Source organism: Flavobacterium sp. 9, from assembly GCF_002754195.1.
Lineage (GTDB): Bacteria > Bacteroidota > Bacteroidia > Flavobacteriales > Flavobacteriaceae > Flavobacterium.
Genome location: NZ_PEEU01000001.1, coordinates 4,027,276 through 4,049,927, shown reverse-complemented (window position 1 = coordinate 4,049,927; position 22,652 = coordinate 4,027,276). Strand labels below are relative to the sequence as shown.

Here is a 22,652-nt window from a genome sequence, read left to right as displayed (position 1 = left end):
TTATGAAGAAACATTTAATTAATCTATTCCTTTTTTGCTCTTTTATCTCTGTAAACAGTCAATCTAAATCTATAGATACTTTGGTTGATGTTGGAAATCATAAATTACATTTCAAGATCGTAAAAGGCAACGGAACTCCAATTCTTTTTGATTCGGGCGGAGGAAATGATGGTTCTGTTTGGAATTCTATATTAGAAAAATTATCAACTATTACCAATGCTCCTTTGATAACCTATGATCGCGCAGGTTTTGGAAAAAGTACAATCGATACCTTACAAACTGACGAATCAAAACATGGCATTATAAACAGTATTGAAGATCTGGAAAAAGGGCTGAAAAAATTGGGGTATGATAAAGAAATCTTGTTAGTTTCTCATTCTTATGGCGGTTATCTTTCTGCGCTTTACGCTTCCAGACATCCTAAATTAGTTAAAGGTATTGTACTTATCGATGTGAATCATAATTATTACGAAGATGGTGTCATCGAAAAGGTGGTTGCAACGCAAGATAAATTGATTCCGGAATGGAAGAAAAATAATAAAGGGACTTATTACATGTCGGCAACAATTCTTGAAACCGTGAAAATAATGAGTAAAATTTCGATACCGCAAAGTATTCCCGTTGTTGATTTCGTAAACGGAATTCCTTTCTTAAAAGCAACTGAAGAAATTGAACGCTGGAAAGAATGTCATAAAAAATTTGTTGCTAATAATCCCAACGTTACCGGCATTACTGCAAATGGTTGCGGTCACGGAATTTGGATTGGTAATCCGCCATTAGTCATTACTACAATTGCAAAAATGTACGCCAATACCTCTAAACAAAAATCTGAAATTCAGGAGCGTGCCTTACAATATGTCATAACTGCCAACAATGAAGAAAAAGCTGACGATATTGCTTTCAACCATTCTGAAGATGATTTGAATACCTGGGGCTATCGATTACTTGGAAAAAATGAAAATCAAAAAGCAGCAGAAATTTTCAAACTTAACATGCTTCTTAATCCTGCAAGCGCAAATGTGTATGACAGTTATGGAGAAGAATTATTGAAAACAGATCAAAAAGAAGAAGGTATCAAGATGTATAAAAAATCGCTTGAGCTTAATCCTGAAAATAAAAACGCAAAAGAAGTTTTGGAAAGAGTAACAAAAGACAACTCAAAACTGCTAAATTAGATTTTAAAATATTATTCTTTTTTGAATGAAATACAAGTGTATTATAGTTGACGATGAACCTTTGGCAAGAGAATTAATTGCTTCGCATTTAGTGAATTTTGAAAATTTCGAACTAATCGACTCTTTCGAAAATGCGCTTAAAGCTTATACTTTTTTGGAAACAAATACAGTTGATCTGATTTTTCTGGATATAGAAATGCCGCTATTAAAAGGCAATGAATTTTTAAAAAAACTAAAGAATCCGCCCAAAGTAATTTTCACGACCGCTTACAGAGAATATGCGCTTGAAGGATATGAACTTAACGTTATAGACTATCTTTTAAAACCAATAACTTTTGATCGTTTTTTTGTTTCAATCGAAAAATTCAAACAATTACAAAGTCCAAAAAAAGAAATAAGTGCTGCAACTGAAAATCATATTTTTGTAACTAGCGGCGCTAAGAACATCAAAATTATCTTTGACGAAATTTTGTATATCGAAAGTTTAAAAGATTACATCACTATTCATCTTGAAAACGGAAAATCGCACCATATTAAGCAAAACATTTCTGTTTTTGAAAAATTACTAAACTCTAATTTTGTTCGTATTCATCGTTCTTATATCATTCAAATTAAAAAATTAACAGCCTATTCTAAGAATGAAGTCGAAATAAACACTGTAGAAATCCCAATAGGAAATAGTTATAAAGAAAACTGGCTGCATCATTTAGAGACTTCTATCTTGAAATAAAAGAATCCCAATCTTAGAACGAATAAGATTGGGATTCTCGTTTATTTCCAAACCGGAATTTTTACAAAACTGTCATTGTACCATTTTATTTTTAAAGGTTCTTTGGCATCTTTAATAGTTTCATCGGCGACTTCTTTTCCGGTTCCGTAATTGAGTTCTGAGAAGGCGTTTTTATTTACATTCAAAGTAATTAATATTCTACTGCCTTTACTTAATTGTTTGCTTACCAAACGTGTATTCGAAAAAGGAATCGTTTCAATTTTATTTGGTTTTAATAAATTCCGCTTTGTAATGTCTTTAGCATAACTCGACCTTCCAATAAAATAAGCTAAATTAAAATACTCTCCTTCTGGTGTCACTTCGTATAAAGTAACTCCAATATCCATATCTTTTTTGTTGATACTTGCTTTTATTTCGCCTAGAAACGAACCATTTACTAAAAGCGGTTCGTTTAACGGATCACTTATAAAAACATAACCGTTTGTTGTATCGATTTCTTTTCTAATTATAGGATCAGGATAATAGTCATTATTTTGTACTTGTCTGTCGGCAAAATCTACTTCTTGTGAGAGATAACTATTTTTAGCTGGCTTTGCAGCATTCAAAGAATAAAATTTTCCTGATTTATGATCGGTTAAATAAAATGTTAGAAAACCGTTATTCATTTTATCAATAGACGGAGCACTTCTCCACTCGTTGGCGCCCATTACCTGATAATTAATTCTATCTTTCAAGATTTCAGGTTTTGGTCCGTTTTTTAAAATATAATCAAACCATTGATACGTTATTTTATTAGTATTAATGAGGGCATCTGCATCAACTTTGTAACCATTTAATATAGGAGAACCACCTTTTTGCGCACCAAAATGACCGTATGGACCAATGATTAAATAAGAATTGGCTTTGGGATTATACTTTTGAAGTTCTCTTAAATAATACAAACTCGAATTTTGTGAATCATTATAATAACCGTCAATCACTAAAACAGGAATATTTATCTGCGCAAAATCCTTTTTATAAGGCGACATTTTCTGCCAATATGCATCAAAAGAAGGATGTTTTAACCATCTTTGAAAAAATCGATTTGGACTTGCATCAATACTGTCCATTTTTTTGTAGGCAACTCCGGTTTCCCACCATTTAAATTGCATTTTTCTAAAACGCTGTCTGTCATTTCCCGCAATTGTATCCAGATATTTGTTATTGCCAACATAAAAAGACCATTCATAATTAGGATTTATAAATACGTTGTTTTCCATTGGCAAACCCATTCCGGCTCTATTCGCAACATAAGGAACAATGGTTTTTAGCGCAGGATGCATTTTTTTGCAAGCCGCCCATTGCGTCAATCCATTGTAACTGCCGCCATACATGCCTATACTTCCGTTACACCATTTTTGTTTACTAATCCAGTCAATTACATCATACGCATCATTGGCGTCATTCTCGTATGGAAATATCTCTTCCTGACTAAATCGTTTACCTCTCGCATAAGCAATTACACCAATATAATCCTTGTCTGCAGCTGCTTTCAAAGATTTAATATCTCTTGTTTCCGTAACATAAATCGTATATTGAAGTATTACAGGTTTTGGAATAGAAACTCCTTTTTTCCGAACCACTATTGCTGAAATAAATGCGCCATCGCGAGTTTTAATCATTACGCTATCCTGAATATTGTAAGCACTTTTTAAATCTTCGGATTTTGTTTTATTTGTTTGCTGCGAATATGTATTTAATACTAGTAAAATAAGAAATACAAAGTTTAAAATTGTTCTCATTGAATTGTTTTAAAGTAGTTTATTTTTAAAAGAATACGATCTGTAGAAATCCGGATTTTCGTTAAATCTAGAAATAGCAATGCCCTTTACAGCACAAAGAATTAGCTGTAAACATTAAAAAAACGATAAAAATTATGGATTAAATCCCGTTACTATTTTTGAATTTGACCGCTTGGCGATTTGAAACTTCCAGTAATTCTCCGGTTTTTAGTTTTACTTCGAGTTTGCCGCCAATTGTTCTGTTTACTTCCTGAATGTATTTAATATTGATAATTTCAGTTCTGTTGATTCTGAAAAAAGTATTTTCATCTAATATCTCTTCCCATTGCCGAAGAGAACGCCTTTGAAGTGCTTTGTTTCCCTGAAAAAAAAGTCTGGTATAATTTTCAAGTGATTCTATTAAATAAATTTCATCTAATGGAATAAAGAATCGTTTTTCTCCATCTTTAATGAAAATTTTTCTGTCCGTTACAGCATTATCCAAAGAAGATTTTAGCTTTATCGTATTTCTTACTTTTTCGATTGCTTTCGAGAAACGCTCTTCTCTTATGGGTTTCATTAAATAATCTAAAGCATTTACTTCAAAAGCTTGTACTGCATATTGATTATAAGCTGTAACAAATAATACTTCGGGCACATTATCTAAAGATTCTAATAAATCGAAACCGGATTTTTCAGGCATTTGAATATCTAAGAAAATTAAATCAGGTTTATGGATTTCAATCAAATCCTTTGAATTATCAGCATTTTCAGCTTCGCCTACAAGAACAAAATCATCGTACGCTGATAAAGCTCTTTTTAGTTCTTCTCTTGCCAAACGTTCATCATCAATTATTATAACTTTTATCTTTTTCATTTCGATGGTAATAAAATTGTTGCCAAAACCGTTTCGTTGTCCTTCTCTTTAATTTCAAAAATGGCATTTCCGTTGTATTGTAGCAATAATCTTTCTTTGAGATTATTTAAACCAATTCCTGACTTATTACCTTCCAGATTTAATTTACCCGAATTTTCAACATTGATCTTTATAAAATTGCCTTCTTCCTGAATTATTACATTAATAAATCCTCCATTTTTTCTTTTTTCAATTCCGTGTTTTATTGCATTCTCAACCAACGTCTGAATACTTAAAGGCAGAATTGAATATTTTAACAAATCAACATTAGTTTCAATTTTGATTTGCAAACGTTCTTCAAATCGAATTTTTTCTAATTCCAGATAATCTTTCACGAGATTGATTTCGTCACTTAAGGATATCAATCTCTCAACATTACTGTTTAGGGAATTTCTCAGCAACTCAGATAAAAGATCAATTGCTCGTCTTGCCGAATTTGGGTTTTCTAATACCAGATATTTTATATTATTTAATGAATTAAAAAAGAAATGCGGATTAAGCTGCGCGCTTAGATTATTCAGTTGCGCTTCTTTTATTATAAGTGACAAACGGGCATTTTCTTTTACCGTTTCAATTTCAAGTCTTGAATAATGATATAGATGATATGCTAATATCCAAATCGACATTAATCTTGTACCGGTCATAAAAACCTGTAATTGTATAGATTTAAAAAATGGTACAAATGAAATTGAATTGTTTTCTAAGAAAAACAAACGTACCAGATAAAGTTTAGCAACAATCAAAAACATATATAACAAAGAAAGAACCAAAATACTAATGGCAATCTTAGGCACTAATCTCTTTAGATTTAATTTATTCCATCCCTTTCTTAAGGCAAAATTTCTGTAAATATGCGTTAATGTAATACCAATTGCGACATCCAGAATTAAATCGGCTATGCCAATTTTCCAACTAAAATTACCTCCAAAAAAAGCCGAAAATCCCCAATACAAAGAAGTGGTAATCCATGCAATGAATTGAATTTTCCAATAAGTTGAGATTTTCTTAATCATTTTCTAAATAAAGTCGTTAGTACTTTAGTAAAGATATTCCACTAATACAGATTGAACAAATAAAAGTACATAAGCGAAAAATAATAGGGGACGAATAAAACTTCTTTAAAGATTTTGCTAATTTGATATACTCTAAAAATCTTTGTAACCTCGCAGAAAGCCACATATTTCAAATAATCTTTAAGTCATTTGCTAAAAACTGTTTCTTCAAAACCAAATATTATCACTTTAAAATACTGTAATACAACAAACTGACAATAATTTGATAAATACATATTTATAATTTTGTAATACTTTTCTTATTTAAATGATCGTCAATATGTTACGTTATCAAAAAATCTTATTCTGTTATTATAAAAACTTTTCGTTACTCAATATAAACCAGCTTGACGATAAATTTGCCTTACATAAAATTAATTACCTATAAATAAAAATACAGATTATGAGAAATTTAAATAATGTCCCTAAAGTAATTTTAGAATCAAAAAGTATTGGTCATTCAATCGATTTTACATGGACAAAAAAGAAAATAAATAAGTTCTTAGATCCTCTTAATCAAAATGATGAACTTGAAAATGCGTTAACACATATTAATCACAAAGGTTCTGTTGGATTAACTACTGCATTATTAGAATGGATTTATTGGCGTTTTACTGGTTATACACAATCAACACATGATATTCAAAAACGTATTGAAGCACTTTGGTGTTCTATCAATGATCGTGAGCAAACAAATCCATTATTATTTGATACTGATCTTGATGTTCCTGCGGTAGGATCTGTTGATGGTGTATTGTGGATCGCTTTAATGAATGTGAGAATGGTTGATGTAAGATATAGAAAAGGTTCTTATTTTTTACAAAACGAGCTTCTGGGATTAGTATTACTTGCACGCCATATAACTCCAAAGAAAAGTGTTTTTGACAAATGGCTTAATGATATTGTTTCCAATTTAATACGTTTATATCCTTGTCCTTATAATTTTACCAATTTAGATGAATCTGATGAAGCGATATATAATTCAACAGATGAGCCTGCGATATGCCGCGAATTTTTCTTTGATTCTCAATTTAAATATTCTCAAGCTACAACAGCAGAAGCGCTTCATAACTTCATCGAAAATTTAGATCATAAAGCAAATCCATTTTTGCAACTAACAAGAAAAGCATCTTAATTATAATTCATTTTTTGATATGCAAAACCCGATAATAATACTTGAATGTAAATTATTATCGGGTTCTTTTTATAATTTCGAGAAAAACTAAACCGTAAACTTCAAAGGTAAGTGCACTACTTTTTTGGTTTCGAAAAATTCATCTTCAAAAATGGTAGACAAATCATATAATGTAGCTTTTGGAAAATCTTTTAATTCTTCTGCCAAATCGCCACCTTTAAGATATAAAATTCCGTTTCTCAAAGTATGTTTATGTTGTTTCTTGATTTTATCTTTTATCCACGAAACGAAATCCGGCATGTTGGTTACAGCGCGACTTACAATAAAATCGAAATCACCTTTTACCAATTCAGCACGTTTTTGTTCAGCTTTTACATTTTTTAATTCTAACGCATCAACAACGCCCTGAACTACTTTTATTTTTTTTGCAATAACATCAATTAAGTAAAAACGGGTTTCAGGAAAAAGAATTGCTAACGGAATACCTGGAAATCCACCACCGGTTCCAACATCAAGAACAGTTGCTCCGGGTTCAAATTTCATGATTTTTGCAATTCCAAGCGAATGCAAAATATGTTTCGTATATAATGCATCAATATCTTTCCTTGAAATCACATTGATTTTTTCATTCCAATCGTGGTATAAAAAGTCTAATTTTTGAAATTGTTCGATTTGAATATCGGTCAAATCAGGAAAATATTTCAATATCTCATCCATTGCTCTAAATTTTTAACAAAAGTACTACTTTACAGTTGAAATATTTAACTCAATTTTGCAAATTGAAAATTTATAATAATTACCTTTGAAACCTATTTAAAATAATTATGAATAACACTGCGCCTACATTTGCTAAGCAAGACAATCTGAAGTTCTTCAGAACACTTAACTCACGAGTAAACAATTACTTCAAGGAGAACAACATTCAGAAAACCGGAAACTGGAAGCTGCACTTAAAAGCTGTTATTCTTTTTGCCGTTTTTCTAACGCCGTACTTTTTGATCCTAACTCTTGACATGCCTTTTTGGGCACAATTGTTACTAAACATTCTGATGGGAGTTGGAATGGCCGGAATTGGAATGAACGTGATGCACGACGGAAACCACGGATCTTACTCTTCTAAATCATGGATCAACAAAATTATGGGTGGAAGTATTTATGTATTAGCCGGAAACGTTCACAACTGGCAAGTACAACACAATGTATTACACCATACTTATACAAACATTCACGGTCATGATGAAGATCTTGACGCTGGAAGAATTATTCGTTTTACACAAAATGCTGAATGGCACCGTTTTCATAAATTTCAACATTATTATTCTTTCTTCTTGTACGGACTTTTGACTTTCAATTGGGCTTTAACAACCGATTTCAAGCAAATGAAAAACTATCTAAAGAGAAAATTATCATACGGAGCACCACAAAGTCCAACCAAATTATGGACAGTTTTGGTAATTACTAAAATTATCTACGTTTTAATCTGGATGGCTTTGCCAATGATTTTAGGCGTAACATGGTGGAAAGTTGTTATTGGATTTTTCGTAATGCATTATACTGCAGGATTAATTTTAAGTATTGTTTTTCAATTGGCACACGTAGTTGAAGAAACTTCAAATCCGATTCCTAATGAAGATGGAGAAATGGAAAACACATGGGCAATTCACCAATTGTATACAACAGCTAATTTTGCTCCAAAAAACAAAATAATCAACTGGTTTACAGGAGGATTAAATCACCAAATTGAACATCATATTTTCCCGAATATCAGTCATATTCACTACGGAAAAATTGCCGAAATTGTAAAACAAACCGCAATCGAATGCAATTTGCCTTATCATGAATTCAAAACCATGAGAGGAGCCGTTATTGCACATTACAAGCATTTGAAAGATCTTGGAATGAAGCCGGAACTAGCATAAAAACAAAAAATCTATTAATAATTAACCTTCCTTAATTAAAGTTGAAATTAAGGACATTCAAAATTTTTATAATGAATCATATTCTTTCAGACAGAATCAACAACTTAGCGACATCACAGACTTTAGCAATGGCTGCTTTAGCACGCGAATTAAAAGCACAAGGAAAAGATATTATCAGTTTAAGTTTAGGTGAGCCTGACTTTAATACACCAGATTTTATTAAAGAAGCTGTTAAAAAAGCAGTCGATGAAAATTACAGTACATATTCTCCAGTAGAAGGTTATTTAGAATTGAGAGAAGCAATTTGCAGAAAATTCAAAAGAGACAATAATTTAGACTACAAACCAACTCAAATAGTAGTTTCTACAGGAGCAAAACAATCTTTATACAACATTGCGCAAGTAATGTTAAACGATGGTGACGAGGTTATTTTACCAGCACCTTACTGGGTTTCTTACTTCGAAATTGTTAAACTTTCAGGTGGAGTTCCTGTTGAAGTTCCAACGTCTGTAGATACTGATTTCAAAATTACACCAGAACAATTAGAAGCAGCGATCACACCAAAAACAAAAATGATGTGGTTTTCTTCTCCTTGTAATCCATCAGGATCTGTATATAGCAGAGAAGAATTAACGGCACTTGCAAAAGTTTTAGAAAAACACCCAAATATATATGTAGTTGCTGACGAAATTTATGAGCACATTAATTTCTCAGGAACTTTCTGCAGCATTGGTTCAATTCCTGGAATGTTAGAAAGAACAATCACTGTAAACGGAGTTGCAAAAGCATTTGCAATGACAGGATACAGAATTGGTTATATTGGAGCACCGGAATTTATCGCAAAAGCGTGTACAAAAATTCAGGGACAAGTAACTTCAGGAGCAAACTCTGTGGCACAACGCGCTACAATTACTGCTGTAGATGCTGATCCAAGTGTATTAAACCACATGGTTGAAGCTTTCCACGGTCGTAGAGATTTAGTTGTTGGATTATTAAAAGAAATTCCAGGAGTAAAAATCAACGTTCCGGAAGGAGCATTTTATGTATTCCCAGACGTTTCTTCTTTCTTCGGAAAAACATTAAGAGGAACTGAAATCAAAGATGCAAACGACGTTTCAATGTACCTTTTGGCAGAAGCTAACGTAGCAACTGTAACAGGTGATGCTTTCGGAAATCCAAATTGCATTCGTTTCTCTTACGCAACAAGCAATGACATTTTAAAAGAAGCGTTACGCAGAATCAAAGAAGCTTTGACTGCATAACAACATCAATAATTTTATTAAAACGGCTTAAGGTTCAAAGTTTCATCACTTTATACTTTAAGCTGTTTTTTTTTATACACTTATTTTGGGCGTGTCCCTCCGGGTCGGGCTATTCGCTACAAGTCCTCGCACTTCCTTCGTCAGGCTGTGGGCTATCCGCTTCTATCCCTCACGCAAAACGGTAAACCAAATCTTTAGAATTTCAAAAGAACCCTTCTCAAAACCTTTTCTGTTTATAAAATTCCCATTCTACAATCTTATAAATCGACACTATAATTCTGTAAGACAAAAGCTTCTGTAAATTCCCAACTTTGTATAACACATAATTTAAAAAAATATTATCATGATACATACAGAAGAAACTACCACAGAAACAGTTAATACACTTGAAGGATTAATTTCTATTTTAGAAGATGGAAAACTAGGATATACAAATGCCGCTGAGCATGTAAACGATTTGTCAATTAAAGCTGAATTTTTAGATTACGCCCGAGAACGCGCTTTATTCATAGTTGAATTGCAAGACCAAATCAACAAACTAGGAAAATCAACCGATACTTCTGGCGGAGGTGCATTAGGCGCTTTGCATCGTACCTGGATTGACATTAAATCATCATTTACTGGCGGAGATACCGAAGCGATTGTAAATGCATGTATTACCGGAGAAGAAGCTGCTATTGAAAAATACAAAATGGCTCTGGATAAAAACGAACTTGAAGGCACTCAAATTGCTATTATTTCGAAACAATTAAATAATATTCAAAGCACATGGGATAAAATTAAAGCGAAAAGATTGTCATAATAATTGACACTATTTTTTTTGGAGCGGAAACTACTTGGTTTAATAACCAAGTAGTTTTTTTTTGTTCTGTAGGAATTTGAAAATAAATCTCTACTTTCGCCCCCGACCAAAAAAATATAAATTCACAACCAAAAAATGTTCCATGAATCTAGCATTACGCAATTCGTTCTTAATTTTAATCTTTACTTTATTTTTTAGCAATCAGGCAAAATCCCAAGAAGAAGGCAACGCTATAAAAGCCTCAATAGGTTTTGTATCAAGCACTTCAAATTATATAGAAGAAGATCCTGAAATCATAGATGGTTCTGGTTTTTATGCAGAGGGAGAATATGTAATTGGACTAACAACATGGTTTAGTGTAAGGCCATATGCAGGAGTAATTTTAACATCAACCGACGAAGATGCTGTTAAGAACCCAAAAGGTTACAGAGTAGAAACTAAAGCTTTTTTAGTAGGTGGAAAAGTTCGTCTTTGTGCCCCAATACCTTGGGTAGCTCCTTTTATAGAAGCTGGTATTGGTACCTCAATAGGTTCATTTGTAACCTATACAAAGGACGTTAATAAAAAAGCGAGTGGCGCTCAGGTTCATATTCCTATAAGTGTAGGTCTGGCAGTTGGACGTAAAAACAATATAGAAATTGGAATCTCTTTCTATGGGCATCCGTCTATTGAACAATCTTCTTGAGTATTTGCTGCAGGACTTTCTTTTCCATTAGATTAATAGATCATTTGCCGCAAAATTTCAAGAATAGAAAAACTACTTGGTTAATAAACTAAGTAGTTTTTTGTTTTATTAAAAACTGAAGTAATATATTTTTATATCAAATTCTATAAAACAAAGTATCAAATGAAAAAAGTAATTTTAGATTTAGCAGTAACCTTGGATGGTTTTATTGAAGGTGCTAATGGAGAAATCGATTGGTGCATTATGGACGATGATATGGATTTTGATAATTTTTTATCTGGCATAGATACTATTTTTTATGGTCGGGTAAGTTATGACGCTTGGGGTAATTTTCAACCAGATGAAAATGCAAGTTCTGCCGAAAAAGCACTTTGGGAAGGAGTACATTCAAAAATAAAATATGTTTTTTCCGGTCAAAATAAAAAAGCTGATGATAATGCCATTTTCATCAATTCTGATATCGCAAATACAGTAAATGAAATTAAGGAGCAATCCGGGAAAAACATTTGGCTTTATGGCGGAGCAAGTCTTATTAAAACTTTTATTCAATTAAATCTTATAGATATATACAGAATATCCATTCATCCAATAGCTTTAGGAAACGGCAAACCGCTATTTGAAGATTTAAAAGAACGAATAGAATTAAAATTACTTGAAACCAATATTTTCAAATCAGGAGTTGTTCAACTTATTTACGAACCAATTCAATAAATACAAAAATTTCGTTTATCATCATTCCATATAAGTTAACTATTTCAAAAAAAGTCACTTCAGTATTAGTAAACTCGAAATATTTATAAGAACTTTGCAAACTTTTTTCCGTGAATACCACAGAAGGTTAAAGTCTTAAAAATGAAGAAGATCGAAATATTAGCTCCGGCTAAAGATTTAATTGGAGGAATGGCAGCCATAAATAGTGGCGCCGATGCAGTTTATATTGGCGCACCACAATTTGGAGCACGCTCAAATGCCAACAACTCTATCGAAGATGTTGCTGCATTAGTGCAATATGCGCACTTATTTAATGCTCAGGTTTTTGTGGTAATGAATACCATTTTATACGACAACGAACTAGAAACGTGTCGTTCAATGATCTGGGAATTATACGATATTGGTGTCGATGCCTTGATTATTCAGGATATGGCGATTATGGAAATGGACTTACCTCCAATCGTACTTCACGCCAGCACACAAGCCAATAACCGTGATGCCGATAAAATTAAATTCCTTAAAGATGCCGGAATCAAACGTGTGGTTTTAGCCCGCGAATTGAACTTGCATCAAATTAAAACAATTTACGACCATGCCGATGTTGAATTAGAATTTTTCGTGACCGGTGCATTATGTGTATCTTTTAGCGGAAACTGCTATATGAGTGTGGCAAACGGAGAACGCAGCGCCAATCGTGGTTCTTGTGCACAAAACTGCCGTTTACCTTATAACTTAATCGACGGAAACGGAGAAACTTTAATCAAAAACAGTCACTTACTTTCGATAAAAGATTTAGATATTTCAGAGCAAATTCCTAATTTGATCGAAGCAGGAATCGTTTCTTTTAAAATCGAAGGACGTCTAAAAGATGTAGTTTACGTAAAAAACAACGTTTCTTATTTACGTCAAAAACTAGACAGTTATTTAGAAGGCGCAGGACGCGGAAAATACATCAAAGCTTCTTCCGGAACTTGTACTTATACTTTTGATTCTTCTTTAAATAGAACCTTCAACCGTGGTTATACAGATTATTTCGTAAACGAAAGACACAGTTCCATTGGTTCTTGGGAAAGCCCAAAATCAAAAGGTCAATATATTGGTAAATTAATCAGAACTGCTGGAAATGCTTACGAAATCGAAAACGGCGAATTATTAAACAACGGTGATGGACTTTGCTTCATCAATGAAAACAATGAAGCCGACGGAATCTATGTAAACAAAGCCGAAAACGGTAAAATTTATCCAAACGTTTTAAAAGAAGTAAAAGACGGAACTTTCATCTACAGAAATAACGACGCCGCTTTCATCAAAATTGTTGAAAGAGAAGACAGTGCCGTTCGTAAATTAAGCACGACTTTATTACTTACCGAAACAGAAACTGGTTTTGAACTTATCGCAACCGATGAAGACGGAAACGTAAGCACCGTAAATTTAGAACACGTAAAAGAGCAGACTAAAACCGGCGAATCAATCGAAGAAAATATTAAAACGCAATTGGCAAAAACAGGTTTCACACCTTATAAAGCCGATCAAATCAACGTTATGTTTTCTCAAAACTGGTTCCTTCCTATTTCAAAAATCAACGAAATGCGAAGAACGGTTTATGATCAGTTGACTGAAATTCGTTTAGCAAACTACAAACGCGAAGAACACCAAATGGTAAAAACATCGCATCCGTATCCTGAAACTAAACTAGATTTCATGTATAACGTTTCGAACAAAACAGCTCGTAAATTCTACGAACGCCACGGTGTTACCGAAATTGAAAAAGCATTCGAATTACAATGGGATCCAGGAAAATCTCGTGTAATGACAACCAAATATTGCATCAAATACGAATTAAAAAAATGCCCGATACACCAAAAAGATATTGTAGGAGTTAAGGTAAAAGAACCTTTGGTTTTAAAACAAGGCGAACTTGAATACAAACTAAAATTCAACTGCAAACCCTGCGAAATGGAAATCTGGGAAAAAGATGCTGAATTCGAAATCGAAGAAGATCATTTTCATTAATATAATTTAACCGCAAAGTTTTTTTACCGCAAAGTTCGCAAAGGAATACGCAAGGTTCGCAAAGATTTTAAAATTAATCTTTGCGAACCTTTTTCTTTTACTTAAAAATCAAAATCCTTGCGTTCTTCGCGTAAATCTTTGCGAACTTTGCGGTTAAACTTAGATTGTGAAGACGCACTGCAGTGCGCCTCTACACTAATACATATCAATAGAACTTTGTGGTTAAAAACATTTTTCGCTACTTTTACTACTCCATTATTTACAACACTCCAAAATGAAAATACTACTCCTTGGTTCAGGCGAATTAGGCAAAGAATTTGTCATTGCCGCACAACGAATCGGACAAACCATAATTGCAATTGATAGTTACGAAAATGCTCCCGCAATGCAAGTTGCACACGGTTTTGAAGTCATCAATATGCTTGACGGCGAAGCTCTTGACCGAATCGTAGCCAAACACAAACCAGACTTCATAGTTCCTGAAATAGAAGCCATTCGCACCGAACGTTTTTACGATTACGAGAAACAAGGTATCACCGTTGTTCCTTCGGCGAAAGCGGCAAACTTTACCATGAATCGTAAAGCTATCCGTGATTTAGCTTCAAAAGAATTAGGTTTAAAAACAGCCAAATATCAATACGCAACTTCAGCAGAAGAATTGCAAAAAGCCGTTCAGGAAGTTGGAATTCCTTGCGTTGTAAAACCTTTAATGTCTTCTTCCGGAAAAGGACAATCGACTATAAAAACCGAAAGTGATATCGAGAAAGCGTGGAAATATGCTGTTGCAGGTTCTCGTGGCGATGTTATCGAAGTTATTGTAGAAGCTTTTGTTGATTTCAATTCGGAAATTACGCTTTTAACGATTACTCAAAATAACAATCCAACCTTGTTTTGTGCTCCAATTGGTCACAGACAAGAACGTGGTGATTATCAGGAAAGCTGGCAACCTGCTTTAGTTTCAGAAAAAGATTTATATGAAGCGCAAGATATGGCCGAAAAAATTACTGAAGCGCTTGGCGGAGCTGGACTTTTTGGTGTTGAATTTTTCCTAACCAATGAAGGAGTTTATTTTTCAGAACTTTCTCCGCGCCCGCATGATACCGGAATGGTAACTCTGGCGGGAACACAGAATTTTAATGAATTCGAATTGCATTTACGCGCCATTTTAAGCCTTCCTATTTTCGAAATTACATTAGAAAAAGCTGGAGCAAGCGCCGTAATTTTAGCATCAGAAGATTCTACAAATCCTACTTTTACCGGAATAGAAAAAGTAGCTTCTTTACCAAAAACTGATTTCAGAATATTTGGAAAACCAACTTCAAGACCTTATCGCCGAATGGGAGTTGTATTAAGTCATGATTCACTGGCAACTCCAATCGAGGAGATTGTTGAACGTGCCAAAACAACTTCGAAACTAATAACTGTAAACTCTTAAAAATGAAAAAAGCATTATCTATACTATTCCTATTTGTTGGAATAGCAACACAAGCTCAGGATAAAAAAACAACCGAAAAACCTCAAATCGTAGAAACAGCTTGCGGAGAATGTCAATTTGGAATGAAAGGAAAAAGTTGTGACTTAGCAGTTCGTATTGATGGAAAAGCTTATTTCGTTGACGGAACTACAATTGACCAACATGGAGACGCTCATGCCGAAGATGGTTTTTGCAATAAAATACGCAAAGCTTCAGTTACCGGAAAAGTAGAAAACGGTCGTTTTAAAGCTACTTCATTCACTTTAATAAAAGAAAAATAATGGCATTAATTCTTGAAAATATTGCCAAACACGTTTCGCTAACTCCTGAAGAACAAGCTCTTTTTTTATCTAAAACCGAAACACATAACTACAAAGCCAAAACAATTTTGCTAAGTGCGGGCGAAGTTTGTAAACATTCATATTTTGTGAATTCCGGAATTTTAAGAAGCTTCAATATCAACGATAATATCGTAGAACATGTACTGTCGTTTGCTTGTCAAGGTTGGTGGATGAGCGATATGTACAGTTATTTTTCGCAAAAACCAGGACAGCTTTTTATAGAAGTTTTAGAAGATGCAGAAGTAATTTCTTTATCCAAAGAAAATCAGGAACGATTGTTTCACGAAATTCCAAAATTAGAACGTTTTTTCAGAATATTAATTGAGAACTCATTAGTTGCCAATCAACAAAGATTAATGGACAACTTGAGTTTACCTGCAGAAGAACGATTTGAGAAATTCTCTACTAAATACGGAAATCTGGTACATAAAGTACCTCAAAAACAAATCGCTTCTTTCATAGGTGTTACACCTGAATTCTTCAGTAAAATGAAAGCAAGACTTTTGAAAAAATAAAATTTAACTATTAAGATATTAAGGTTCATTAAGAACAAAACTTAATTTTCTTAATATCTTAATGGTAAAAAAAACAAAAAACCAGTTCAATGAACTGGTTTTTCTTTTGAATTAAAATTGCTCAACCTCCGTAGAATGCTCCATCGCCGTTATAGTTGATTTTCCTATCATAACCGTATTCTGAACAGCATCAAAATAAGAAGTTCCTACGAACGCCTGATGTTTTACCGCTCTGAATCCGTTTTTCTGCAAAGCAAATTCTCTTTCCTGCAATTCAGAATATCCTGCCATTCCACGTTCTTTATATGCTTTAGACAATTCGAACATACTTGTGTTCAAAGCATGGAATCCAGCCAAAGTAATGAATTGGAATTTATATCCCATCGCAGCTAAGTCTTCTCTGAATGTTTCCATTTCGGCAACTGATAATTTTGCAGCCCAGTTAAAAGAAGGCGAACAATTGTAAGCTAACATTTTATCCGGAAATTCTTTTTTCATAGCATCAGCAAACTTTTTAGCATAAACTAAATCAGGATTACTGGTTTCCATCCAAATTAAATCAGCATAAGGTGCATAACTTAAACCTCTTGCAATTCCCTGATCGATCCCGCTATTTACATAGAAGAAACCTTCATTTGTTTTTTCGCCTGTAATAAATTTAGCATCTCTAGGATCCGCATCGCTTGTCAATAAATTAGCTGCATCAGCATCTGTTCTTGCCACAATAAGTGTAGAAACTCCCATAACATCTGCCGCTAAACGAGCTGCAATCAACTTATTAATTGCTTCCTGAGTTGGAACCAAAACTTTTCCGCCTAAGTGTCCGCATTTTTTAGCAGAACTCAATTGATCTTCAAAATGAACTCCTGAAGCCCCCGCTTCAATCATTGATTTCATAAGTTCAAAAGCATTTAAGTTTCCGCCAAAACCAGCTTCGGCATCAGCTACAATCGGAACCAGATAATCTTTTTTATCTTCAACTCCATTTACCGTCTGAATTTGATCAGCACGTAAAAGAGCATTATTAATTTTTTTAACCACCATTGGCACACTATTTACCGGATAAAGCGATTGGTCAGGATACATTTCTCCCGCCAAATTTGCATCAGCGGCAACTTGCCATCCGCTCAAATAAATCGCTTCTAAACCAGCATCGACTTCCTGAATCGCCTGATTTCCTGTCAATGCGCCCAAACCAGCAACATAATCCTGACTTTTTAACTTTCTCCATAATTTTTGCGCTCCTATTTTAGCAATAGAATGCTCAATTTGATATGAACCCTGAAGCGTAATCACTTCTGTAGCAGTATAAGGACGTTCAACGCCTTTCCATCTTGGGTTCGTAATCCAATCGTTAATCAATTCCTGAATTCTGTCTTCTGTTGTTTTCATAAATAATATAGTTAAGTTGGTTAGTAAAAGCATTTTATTCAATTAAAAATTTTGAATTAAAAATTAAAAATCTGTGCTATCTGCGTAAAGAATATTTTTAATTTTTAATTCTCGATTTTTAATTCATTATAAATATTTGTAGCAAGGAATAGTCAGGAAATCGACAAAATCAATATTTACAACTAGTCGTTCCAGAACTTTTTCAGCTAAAGGAAATTGTCTTTTTTCGTAATTTTCTTCGCCCAATTCGTCTTTAATTTTCTTGAACTCATCTAAAGCCAATTCGTGATAATAAGCCAGATCTAATTTTTTGCCATTATCCAAAACCACTTTGTTCTGAAGCCATTGCCACAATTGTGATCTTGAGATTTCGGCTGTTGCAGCATCTTCCATTAAATTATGCAAAGCCGCGGCACCTTGTCCGTTCAGCCATGAAGCCAGATACAAAACTCCAACGTTGATATTTTTTCGAACACCATTTTCAGTAATGATTCCAATTGGTGGTTCAATCAAATCTTCTTCTGTAATTTTTCGATGTTCTCTTTTTATATGTATCTGATTTGGAGTTGGCATTCCTTTATCAAAAATTTCTTTTGCAATTGAAACCAAATCCGGATGTGCTACCCAAGTTCCGTCGTGTCCGTTTCTAACTTCACGTTCTTTATCGGTTTTTACTTTTGCAAAAGCAACAGCATTGGCTTCTTCATTATTCTTAATCGGAATTTGAGCTGCCATTCCGCCAATAGCGTGAATTCCTCTTTTATGACATCTTTGAATTACCAAATTCGAGTAGGCATTCATAAAAGGTGAAGTCATATTTACCTGATCGCGATCCGGAACAATAAACTTTGGGTTCTTGCGGAATTTCTTGATGTAAGAGAAAATATAATCCCAACGTCCACAATTTAATCCCACGATATGTTCTTTCAATTCATAAATAATTTCATCTAACTGAAAACTTGCCGTTATGGTTTCGATTAAAACCGTCACTTTTATTGTTCCGCGTTCTAATTTTAAATAATCTTCTGTAAAATCAACTACAGTATTCCACCAACGCGCTTCCAGATAATGCTCTAATTTTGGAATATAGAAATACGGTCCTGAATTGTTTTCTAAAAGCCTTTTGTGATTGTGAAAAACATACAATCCAAAATCAACCAAAGAACCTGAAACTTCTTTTCCTTCAATTAAAAGATGTTTTTCCGGTAAATGCAAACCTCTTGGACGTACAATCAATGTTGCAATTTTCTCATTTAAATGATATGATTTGTGTTTAGCCAAATCAGTATATGTAATGGTTTTGTTAACCGCATCGATTAAATTTATTTGTCCGTCCATTAAATTTTGCCAGGTTGGCGAAGTGCTGTCTTCAAAATCAGCCATAAAAGTTTTCGCGCCGGAATTCAATGCATTGATTATCATTTTTCGATCTACAGGTCCGGTAATCTCCACTCTCCTATCTTGTAAATCTTTCGGAATTTCTCCAGCGGTCCAATTACTTTCTCTGACGGTTTTGGTTTCTGAAGGAAAAGATGGCATGACGCCCTGATCAAAAGCACTTTGTTTTTGCTCGCGCTGTAACAATAACAGTTTTCGTTGCGATTCGAATTTTCGATGCAAATCACCTATAAAAACAATCGCTTCTTCTGTCCAGATCTTTGGATAAGAAAGGCTCTTTTCGGCTAAAAATTCCATTGCCGTCTCGGTAATCTCTAATTGGTTTTTCATAGCTGCTGATTTTAATTATTCCTCAATTGTTTTCTTAATTTCTATCATTTCAAGAAAATAGTTTCTATAACAATCTGATGGTTAATATTTTCTACACCACAATATTAGAAAAAAGTTTTTTACAAAACAAGCGAACGTTCGCTAAATATTAAAAATAATTTTTTGGCGATTATTTTTCAATTGTCTATATTTGATACATGGATATCGAAAAAGACTATATAAAGCTGATATTTGGGCTAAAACTCAAACAGGTTAGAACACAAAAAAATCTTTCTCTTTTTGGCTTAGCCAAATTGACAAATCTTTCAAAATCGTACTTAAACGAAATTGAAAAGGGAAAAAAATATCCAAAAACAGATAAAATTTTACTTCTGTGTGAACATTTAGAAACAAGTTATGACCAAATGGTGTCTTTAAAACTTGATAATAATCTCGCTCCGATTGGTGAAATCTTAAAATCAGGAATTTTAAAAGAGATTCCGTTAGAGCTTTTTGGGATTCAGGAAGCTGATTTAATTGATATTATTGCAAATGCTCCTGCCAAAGTCAATGCTTTTATTAGTACAATTATCGAAATTGCACAACATTATAATTTAAGCCGTGAAAGTTTCTTTCTTGCCGCTTTAAGATCATATCAGGAAGCGCACAGTAATTATTTTGAAGATCTGGAAGAGAAAGTAATTGCTTTTTCGAAATCCTTTCAGATTAATTTAGATTCCAAAATTAGTATAGAAGAATTAGAAGCCATTCTTAAAGAAGAATACGAATACATCATAAAGGAAATTGCGTTTACAGATCAGGAAGCTTTAGAAGATTTGCGCTCTATTTATGTTCCGAAAAGCAAAACATTATTACTTTCAACAGAAATCGACAATCCGCAAAGGGCTTTTATTCTAGCAAAGGAAATCGCTTATAATTATTTGAATTTATCTGATAGATTATTGACTTTCAGCTGGATTAAATTCGAAAACTTCGATCAGGTTCTGCATAATTTTTATGCTTCTTATTTTGCCGGAGCACTATTATTACCAAGACAATTGGTGGTCAATAAAATCAATGATTTCCTGAATAACGAAAAACCAAATCCGGAAGAATTTGTTGCTTTAATAGAAAGTTTTGAGGTTTCGCCGGAATCTTTCTACCAAAGATTAACCAATTTACTACCGAAAGATTTTCATCTGAAAAATCTATTCTTTTTGAGAATGTCTCATAAAATTGGTTCTGATTTTTATCAGATTAAGAAAGAATTACACATTACTAATCAGCAGGAACCACACGCAAACGAAACAAATGAGCATTATTGCAGAAGATGGGTTTCGGTAAAAACCATTGATGAAGCGATCAGACAAAACAAACCTCATTTTTTTGACGCACAAATCTCAAGTTATGTTCATAGCGGAAATGAATATTTGGTGTTTTCATCGGCTACAAAAGATCCGTTTATAAAAGACAACATACGCAGCATTTCGGTTGGAATTTTAATTAATCCAACCATGAAAAAGAAATTCAAATTCATCGAAGGAAAACCCATCGAGAAAAGAATCGTAGGCGTTACCTGCGAAACTTGCGATGTGAAAGATTGTCTTGAAAGAGCCGCGCCGCCAATCGCTTTAGAAAAGAAAAAACGCCATGAAAATACAGATGCAGTTGTGCAGCAGTTTATTACACAATATAGCTGATTTTAGAATTTAGATTGTTGATTTTAGATTTTTTTTACACACAATCTTGTCATCTCGACAGAGGAGAGATCACACTAGAAATTCCGTTTCTATAATCGCCAATCTTTGTCGATTATGATTGCGTTGAATGGATTGCACCGAATGGATTGAAATCCATCCCTACAATATAGTTCGTTCCTTCGGAACTTTAATAAAAAGAGGGAGTATAGATTTCTTATGAACATAAAAGTTCTCGCATAGCCCCGATAGAAGTGAAAATCCTTTTGTGTCCGCCGCGGCGGACACAAAAGATTGAAATGGATAGCGGGACTTCAGGTCTTTTGAAAACCAAAATTTCTGCTCCTAAAAACCACCACAAAACCATAAAATCTCAGCACCTCACAATCTCATAAACTCAGCACCTTAAAGAACTTAATCTAGGTTAAGTGCGTTTCATTGACCTTGGTGGTATCTTTGTACTATAAAAATAACAAAACATAGATCATGGAAAATATAGTATTACATAAAGCAGAAACAAGAGGAAACGCAAATCACGGATGGCTTAACGCATATCATAGTTTTAGTTTTGCAAGTTGGTACAATCCGGATAGAATTCAGTTTGGAGCGCTTCGTGTTTTGAACGATGACACGATTGCAGGCGGAATGGGTTTTGGAACGCATCCGCACGATAATATGGAAATTATTAGTATTCCGCTTGAAGGTGATTTAGCGCACAAAGACAGCATGGGAAATACTGAAATTATCAGAAATGGAGATATTCAGGTTATGAGTGCCGGAACTGGAGTTCAGCATAGTGAGTTTAACCCAAACGCAGATCAACAGACTAAATTATTACAGATTTGGTTGTTCCCAAACAAAAGAAATGTAACACCTCGTTACCAACAAATAACTTTGGATGTTGCTGACAGACACAATAAATTAGCACAGATTTTATCTCCAAATGCTGATGATGAAGGAGTTTGGATTCACCAAGATGCTTGGTTCAACATGGGTAATTTTGACTCAGGCGTGTCTACTGAATATAAAATTAAAAAAGAAGGAAACGGAGTTTACGCTTTCGTTTTAAAAGGAAACGTGACAATTAACGGTCAGGAATTAAACACTCGTGATGCTGTTGGAATTTCAGGAACTGACACTTTAAACATAAAAGCAAATACAGATGCTGAGTTTCTTTTAATGGATGTTCCTATGAATTATTAATTCAAAAATACAATTACTATTTTTTTTTTCAGAAACGATATATAAGCTAATCTTCAGCTTTATATCGTTTCTTTTTTGCCTTAATTTTCATCAAAACTCAAAAAGAAAATGTATTTTTATATATGAAAACAGGTTTTTAATTCACTCTAAACTAAGCATTTAA

Annotated in this window: 20 protein-coding genes; 14 read left to right on the top strand and 6 right to left on the bottom strand. The window is 33.6% G+C overall.

The features are described from left to right. Window positions 1–2: 2 nt before the first annotated feature. Entirely contained in the window at window positions 3–1,175 is a 1,173-nt protein-coding gene (locus tag CLU81_RS16745; protein ID WP_099710852.1) for an alpha/beta fold hydrolase, read from the top strand. Between the two features lie 25 nt (window positions 1,176–1,200). Continuing rightward, on the top strand, window positions 1,201–1,905 hold the full coding sequence (locus CLU81_RS16740) for a LytTR family DNA-binding domain-containing protein (RefSeq protein ID WP_099710851.1): 705 nt from the start codon (window positions 1,201–1,203) through the stop codon (window positions 1,903–1,905). A 41-nt stretch (window positions 1,906–1,946) separates the two neighbouring features. On the opposite strand, the gene CLU81_RS16735 is transcribed toward CLU81_RS16740, so the two are convergent. From CLU81_RS16735 to CLU81_RS16725, 3 genes are all read right to left on the bottom strand, one after another. Next, window positions 1,947–3,686 (bottom strand): CocE/NonD family hydrolase, encoded by a 1,740-nt coding sequence (locus tag CLU81_RS16735; protein ID WP_099710850.1) that lies wholly within the window; start codon window positions 3,684–3,686, stop codon window positions 1,947–1,949. A 139-nt stretch (window positions 3,687–3,825) separates the two neighbouring features. Further along, on the bottom strand, window positions 3,826–4,542 hold the full coding sequence (locus CLU81_RS16730) for a LytTR family DNA-binding domain-containing protein (protein WP_099710849.1): 717 nt from the start codon (window positions 4,540–4,542) through the stop codon (window positions 3,826–3,828). Further along, window positions 4,539–5,594 (bottom strand): sensor histidine kinase, encoded by a 1,056-nt coding sequence (locus tag CLU81_RS16725; protein WP_099710848.1) that lies wholly within the window; start codon window positions 5,592–5,594, stop codon window positions 4,539–4,541. Before CLU81_RS16725 ends, CLU81_RS16730 begins: the two co-directional genes overlap by 4 nt. Window positions 5,595–6,036: 442 nt before the next feature. Here CLU81_RS16725 and CLU81_RS16720 point away from each other — a divergent pair, with 442 nt between their 5' ends. Continuing rightward, on the top strand, window positions 6,037–6,768 hold the full coding sequence (locus CLU81_RS16720) for a hypothetical protein (RefSeq protein WP_099710847.1): 732 nt from the start codon (window positions 6,037–6,039) through the stop codon (window positions 6,766–6,768). 87 nt (window positions 6,769–6,855) lie between these two features. Here the strand turns inward: CLU81_RS16720 and rsmG are convergent, their stop codons facing one another. Then, complete coding sequence (gene rsmG / locus CLU81_RS16715) at window positions 6,856–7,485, bottom strand: 16S rRNA (guanine(527)-N(7))-methyltransferase RsmG (RefSeq protein ID WP_099710846.1); 630 nt, start codon at window positions 7,483–7,485, stop codon at window positions 6,856–6,858. A gap of 107 nt (window positions 7,486–7,592) precedes the next feature. Here rsmG and CLU81_RS16710 point away from each other — a divergent pair, with 107 nt between their 5' ends. From CLU81_RS16710 to CLU81_RS16670, 9 genes are all read left to right on the top strand, one after another. Beyond that, a complete protein-coding gene (locus CLU81_RS16710; RefSeq protein ID WP_099710845.1) occupies window positions 7,593–8,687 on the top strand; it encodes an acyl-CoA desaturase in 1,095 nt (364 codons plus the stop codon). 71 nt (window positions 8,688–8,758) lie between these two features. After that, window positions 8,759–9,949 (top strand): pyridoxal phosphate-dependent aminotransferase, encoded by a 1,191-nt coding sequence (locus CLU81_RS16705; RefSeq protein WP_099710844.1) that lies wholly within the window; start codon window positions 8,759–8,761, stop codon window positions 9,947–9,949. A 343-nt stretch (window positions 9,950–10,292) separates the two neighbouring features. Next, window positions 10,293–10,751 carry a PA2169 family four-helix-bundle protein gene (locus tag CLU81_RS16700; protein ID WP_099710843.1) on the top strand — a complete coding sequence of 153 codons (459 nt, stop codon included), beginning with the start codon at window positions 10,293–10,295 and terminating at the stop codon, window positions 10,749–10,751. A gap of 142 nt (window positions 10,752–10,893) precedes the next feature. Beyond that, a complete protein-coding gene (locus CLU81_RS16695) occupies window positions 10,894–11,436 on the top strand; it encodes a hypothetical protein (RefSeq protein ID WP_099710842.1) in 543 nt (180 codons plus the stop codon). Window positions 11,437–11,598: 162 nt separating this feature from the next. Beyond that, window positions 11,599–12,147, top strand: a complete 549-nt coding sequence (locus CLU81_RS16690) for a dihydrofolate reductase family protein (RefSeq protein WP_099710841.1) — start codon at window positions 11,599–11,601, stop codon at window positions 12,145–12,147. 141 nt (window positions 12,148–12,288) lie between these two features. Further along, a complete protein-coding gene (locus CLU81_RS16685; protein ID WP_099710840.1) occupies window positions 12,289–14,160 on the top strand; it encodes a U32 family peptidase in 1,872 nt (623 codons plus the stop codon). 274 nt (window positions 14,161–14,434) lie between these two features. After that, window positions 14,435–15,595, top strand: coding sequence for a formate-dependent phosphoribosylglycinamide formyltransferase (gene purT, locus CLU81_RS16680; protein WP_099710839.1), 1,161 nt, complete (start codon window positions 14,435–14,437; stop codon window positions 15,593–15,595). Between the two features lie 2 nt (window positions 15,596–15,597). Next, window positions 15,598–15,915: a DUF6370 family protein gene (locus CLU81_RS16675; RefSeq protein WP_099710838.1), complete on the top strand. Its 318-nt coding sequence runs from the start codon at window positions 15,598–15,600 to the stop codon at window positions 15,913–15,915. Then, window positions 15,915–16,490: a Crp/Fnr family transcriptional regulator gene (locus tag CLU81_RS16670; protein WP_099710837.1), complete on the top strand. Its 576-nt coding sequence runs from the start codon at window positions 15,915–15,917 to the stop codon at window positions 16,488–16,490. The genes CLU81_RS16675 and CLU81_RS16670 overlap by 1 nt, the downstream gene beginning before the upstream one ends. 111 nt (window positions 16,491–16,601) lie before the next feature. Here CLU81_RS16670 and aceA read toward each other — a convergent pair whose 3' ends face one another. Both aceA and aceB read right to left on the bottom strand, forming a co-directional pair. Next, window positions 16,602–17,882 (bottom strand): isocitrate lyase, encoded by a 1,281-nt coding sequence (gene aceA / locus CLU81_RS16665; protein WP_099710836.1) that lies wholly within the window; start codon window positions 17,880–17,882, stop codon window positions 16,602–16,604. Between the two features lie 126 nt (window positions 17,883–18,008). Beyond that, window positions 18,009–19,610, bottom strand: coding sequence for a malate synthase A (aceB, locus tag CLU81_RS16660; RefSeq protein ID WP_099710835.1), 1,602 nt, complete (start codon window positions 19,608–19,610; stop codon window positions 18,009–18,011). Window positions 19,611–19,807: 197 nt separating this feature from the next. Here aceB and CLU81_RS16655 point away from each other — a divergent pair, with 197 nt between their 5' ends. Next, window positions 19,808–21,289 (top strand): helix-turn-helix domain-containing protein, encoded by a 1,482-nt coding sequence (locus CLU81_RS16655; RefSeq protein ID WP_099710834.1) that lies wholly within the window; start codon window positions 19,808–19,810, stop codon window positions 21,287–21,289. A gap of 483 nt (window positions 21,290–21,772) precedes the next feature. Continuing rightward, window positions 21,773–22,489: a pirin family protein gene (locus tag CLU81_RS16650; RefSeq protein ID WP_099710833.1), complete on the top strand. Its 717-nt coding sequence runs from the start codon at window positions 21,773–21,775 to the stop codon at window positions 22,487–22,489. Window positions 22,490–22,652 lie beyond the last annotated feature (163 nt).

Excerpts from the sequence above, each read along its gene's own strand:
- CLU81_RS16745 (WP_099710852.1), top strand. The coding sequence starts at position 3 with ATGAAGAAACATTTAATTAATCTATTCCTTTTTTGCTCTTTTATCTCT.
- CLU81_RS16740 (WP_099710851.1), top strand. The coding sequence starts at position 1,201 with ATGAAATACAAGTGTATTATAGTTGACGATGAACCTTTGGCAAGAGAA.
- CLU81_RS16735 (WP_099710850.1), bottom strand. The coding sequence starts at position 3,686 with ATGAGAACAATTTTAAACTTTGTATTTCTTATTTTACTAGTATTAAAT.
- CLU81_RS16730 (WP_099710849.1), bottom strand. The coding sequence starts at position 4,542 with ATGAAAAAGATAAAAGTTATAATAATTGATGATGAACGTTTGGCAAGA.
- CLU81_RS16725 (WP_099710848.1), bottom strand. The coding sequence starts at position 5,594 with ATGATTAAGAAAATCTCAACTTATTGGAAAATTCAATTCATTGCATGG.
- CLU81_RS16720 (WP_099710847.1), top strand. The coding sequence starts at position 6,037 with ATGAGAAATTTAAATAATGTCCCTAAAGTAATTTTAGAATCAAAAAGT.
- rsmG (WP_099710846.1), bottom strand. The coding sequence starts at position 7,485 with ATGGATGAGATATTGAAATATTTTCCTGATTTGACCGATATTCAAATC.
- CLU81_RS16710 (WP_099710845.1), top strand. The coding sequence starts at position 7,593 with ATGAATAACACTGCGCCTACATTTGCTAAGCAAGACAATCTGAAGTTC.
- CLU81_RS16705 (WP_099710844.1), top strand. The coding sequence starts at position 8,759 with ATGAATCATATTCTTTCAGACAGAATCAACAACTTAGCGACATCACAG.
- CLU81_RS16700 (WP_099710843.1), top strand. The coding sequence starts at position 10,293 with ATGATACATACAGAAGAAACTACCACAGAAACAGTTAATACACTTGAA.
- CLU81_RS16695 (WP_099710842.1), top strand. The coding sequence starts at position 10,894 with ATGAATCTAGCATTACGCAATTCGTTCTTAATTTTAATCTTTACTTTA.
- CLU81_RS16690 (WP_099710841.1), top strand. The coding sequence starts at position 11,599 with ATGAAAAAAGTAATTTTAGATTTAGCAGTAACCTTGGATGGTTTTATT.
- CLU81_RS16685 (WP_099710840.1), top strand. The coding sequence starts at position 12,289 with ATGAAGAAGATCGAAATATTAGCTCCGGCTAAAGATTTAATTGGAGGA.
- purT (WP_099710839.1), top strand. The coding sequence starts at position 14,435 with ATGAAAATACTACTCCTTGGTTCAGGCGAATTAGGCAAAGAATTTGTC.
- CLU81_RS16675 (WP_099710838.1), top strand. The coding sequence starts at position 15,598 with ATGAAAAAAGCATTATCTATACTATTCCTATTTGTTGGAATAGCAACA.
- CLU81_RS16670 (WP_099710837.1), top strand. The coding sequence starts at position 15,915 with ATGGCATTAATTCTTGAAAATATTGCCAAACACGTTTCGCTAACTCCT.
- aceA (WP_099710836.1), bottom strand. The coding sequence starts at position 17,882 with ATGAAAACAACAGAAGACAGAATTCAGGAATTGATTAACGATTGGATT.
- aceB (WP_099710835.1), bottom strand. The coding sequence starts at position 19,610 with ATGAAAAACCAATTAGAGATTACCGAGACGGCAATGGAATTTTTAGCC.
- CLU81_RS16655 (WP_099710834.1), top strand. The coding sequence starts at position 19,808 with ATGGATATCGAAAAAGACTATATAAAGCTGATATTTGGGCTAAAACTC.
- CLU81_RS16650 (WP_099710833.1), top strand. The coding sequence starts at position 21,773 with ATGGAAAATATAGTATTACATAAAGCAGAAACAAGAGGAAACGCAAAT.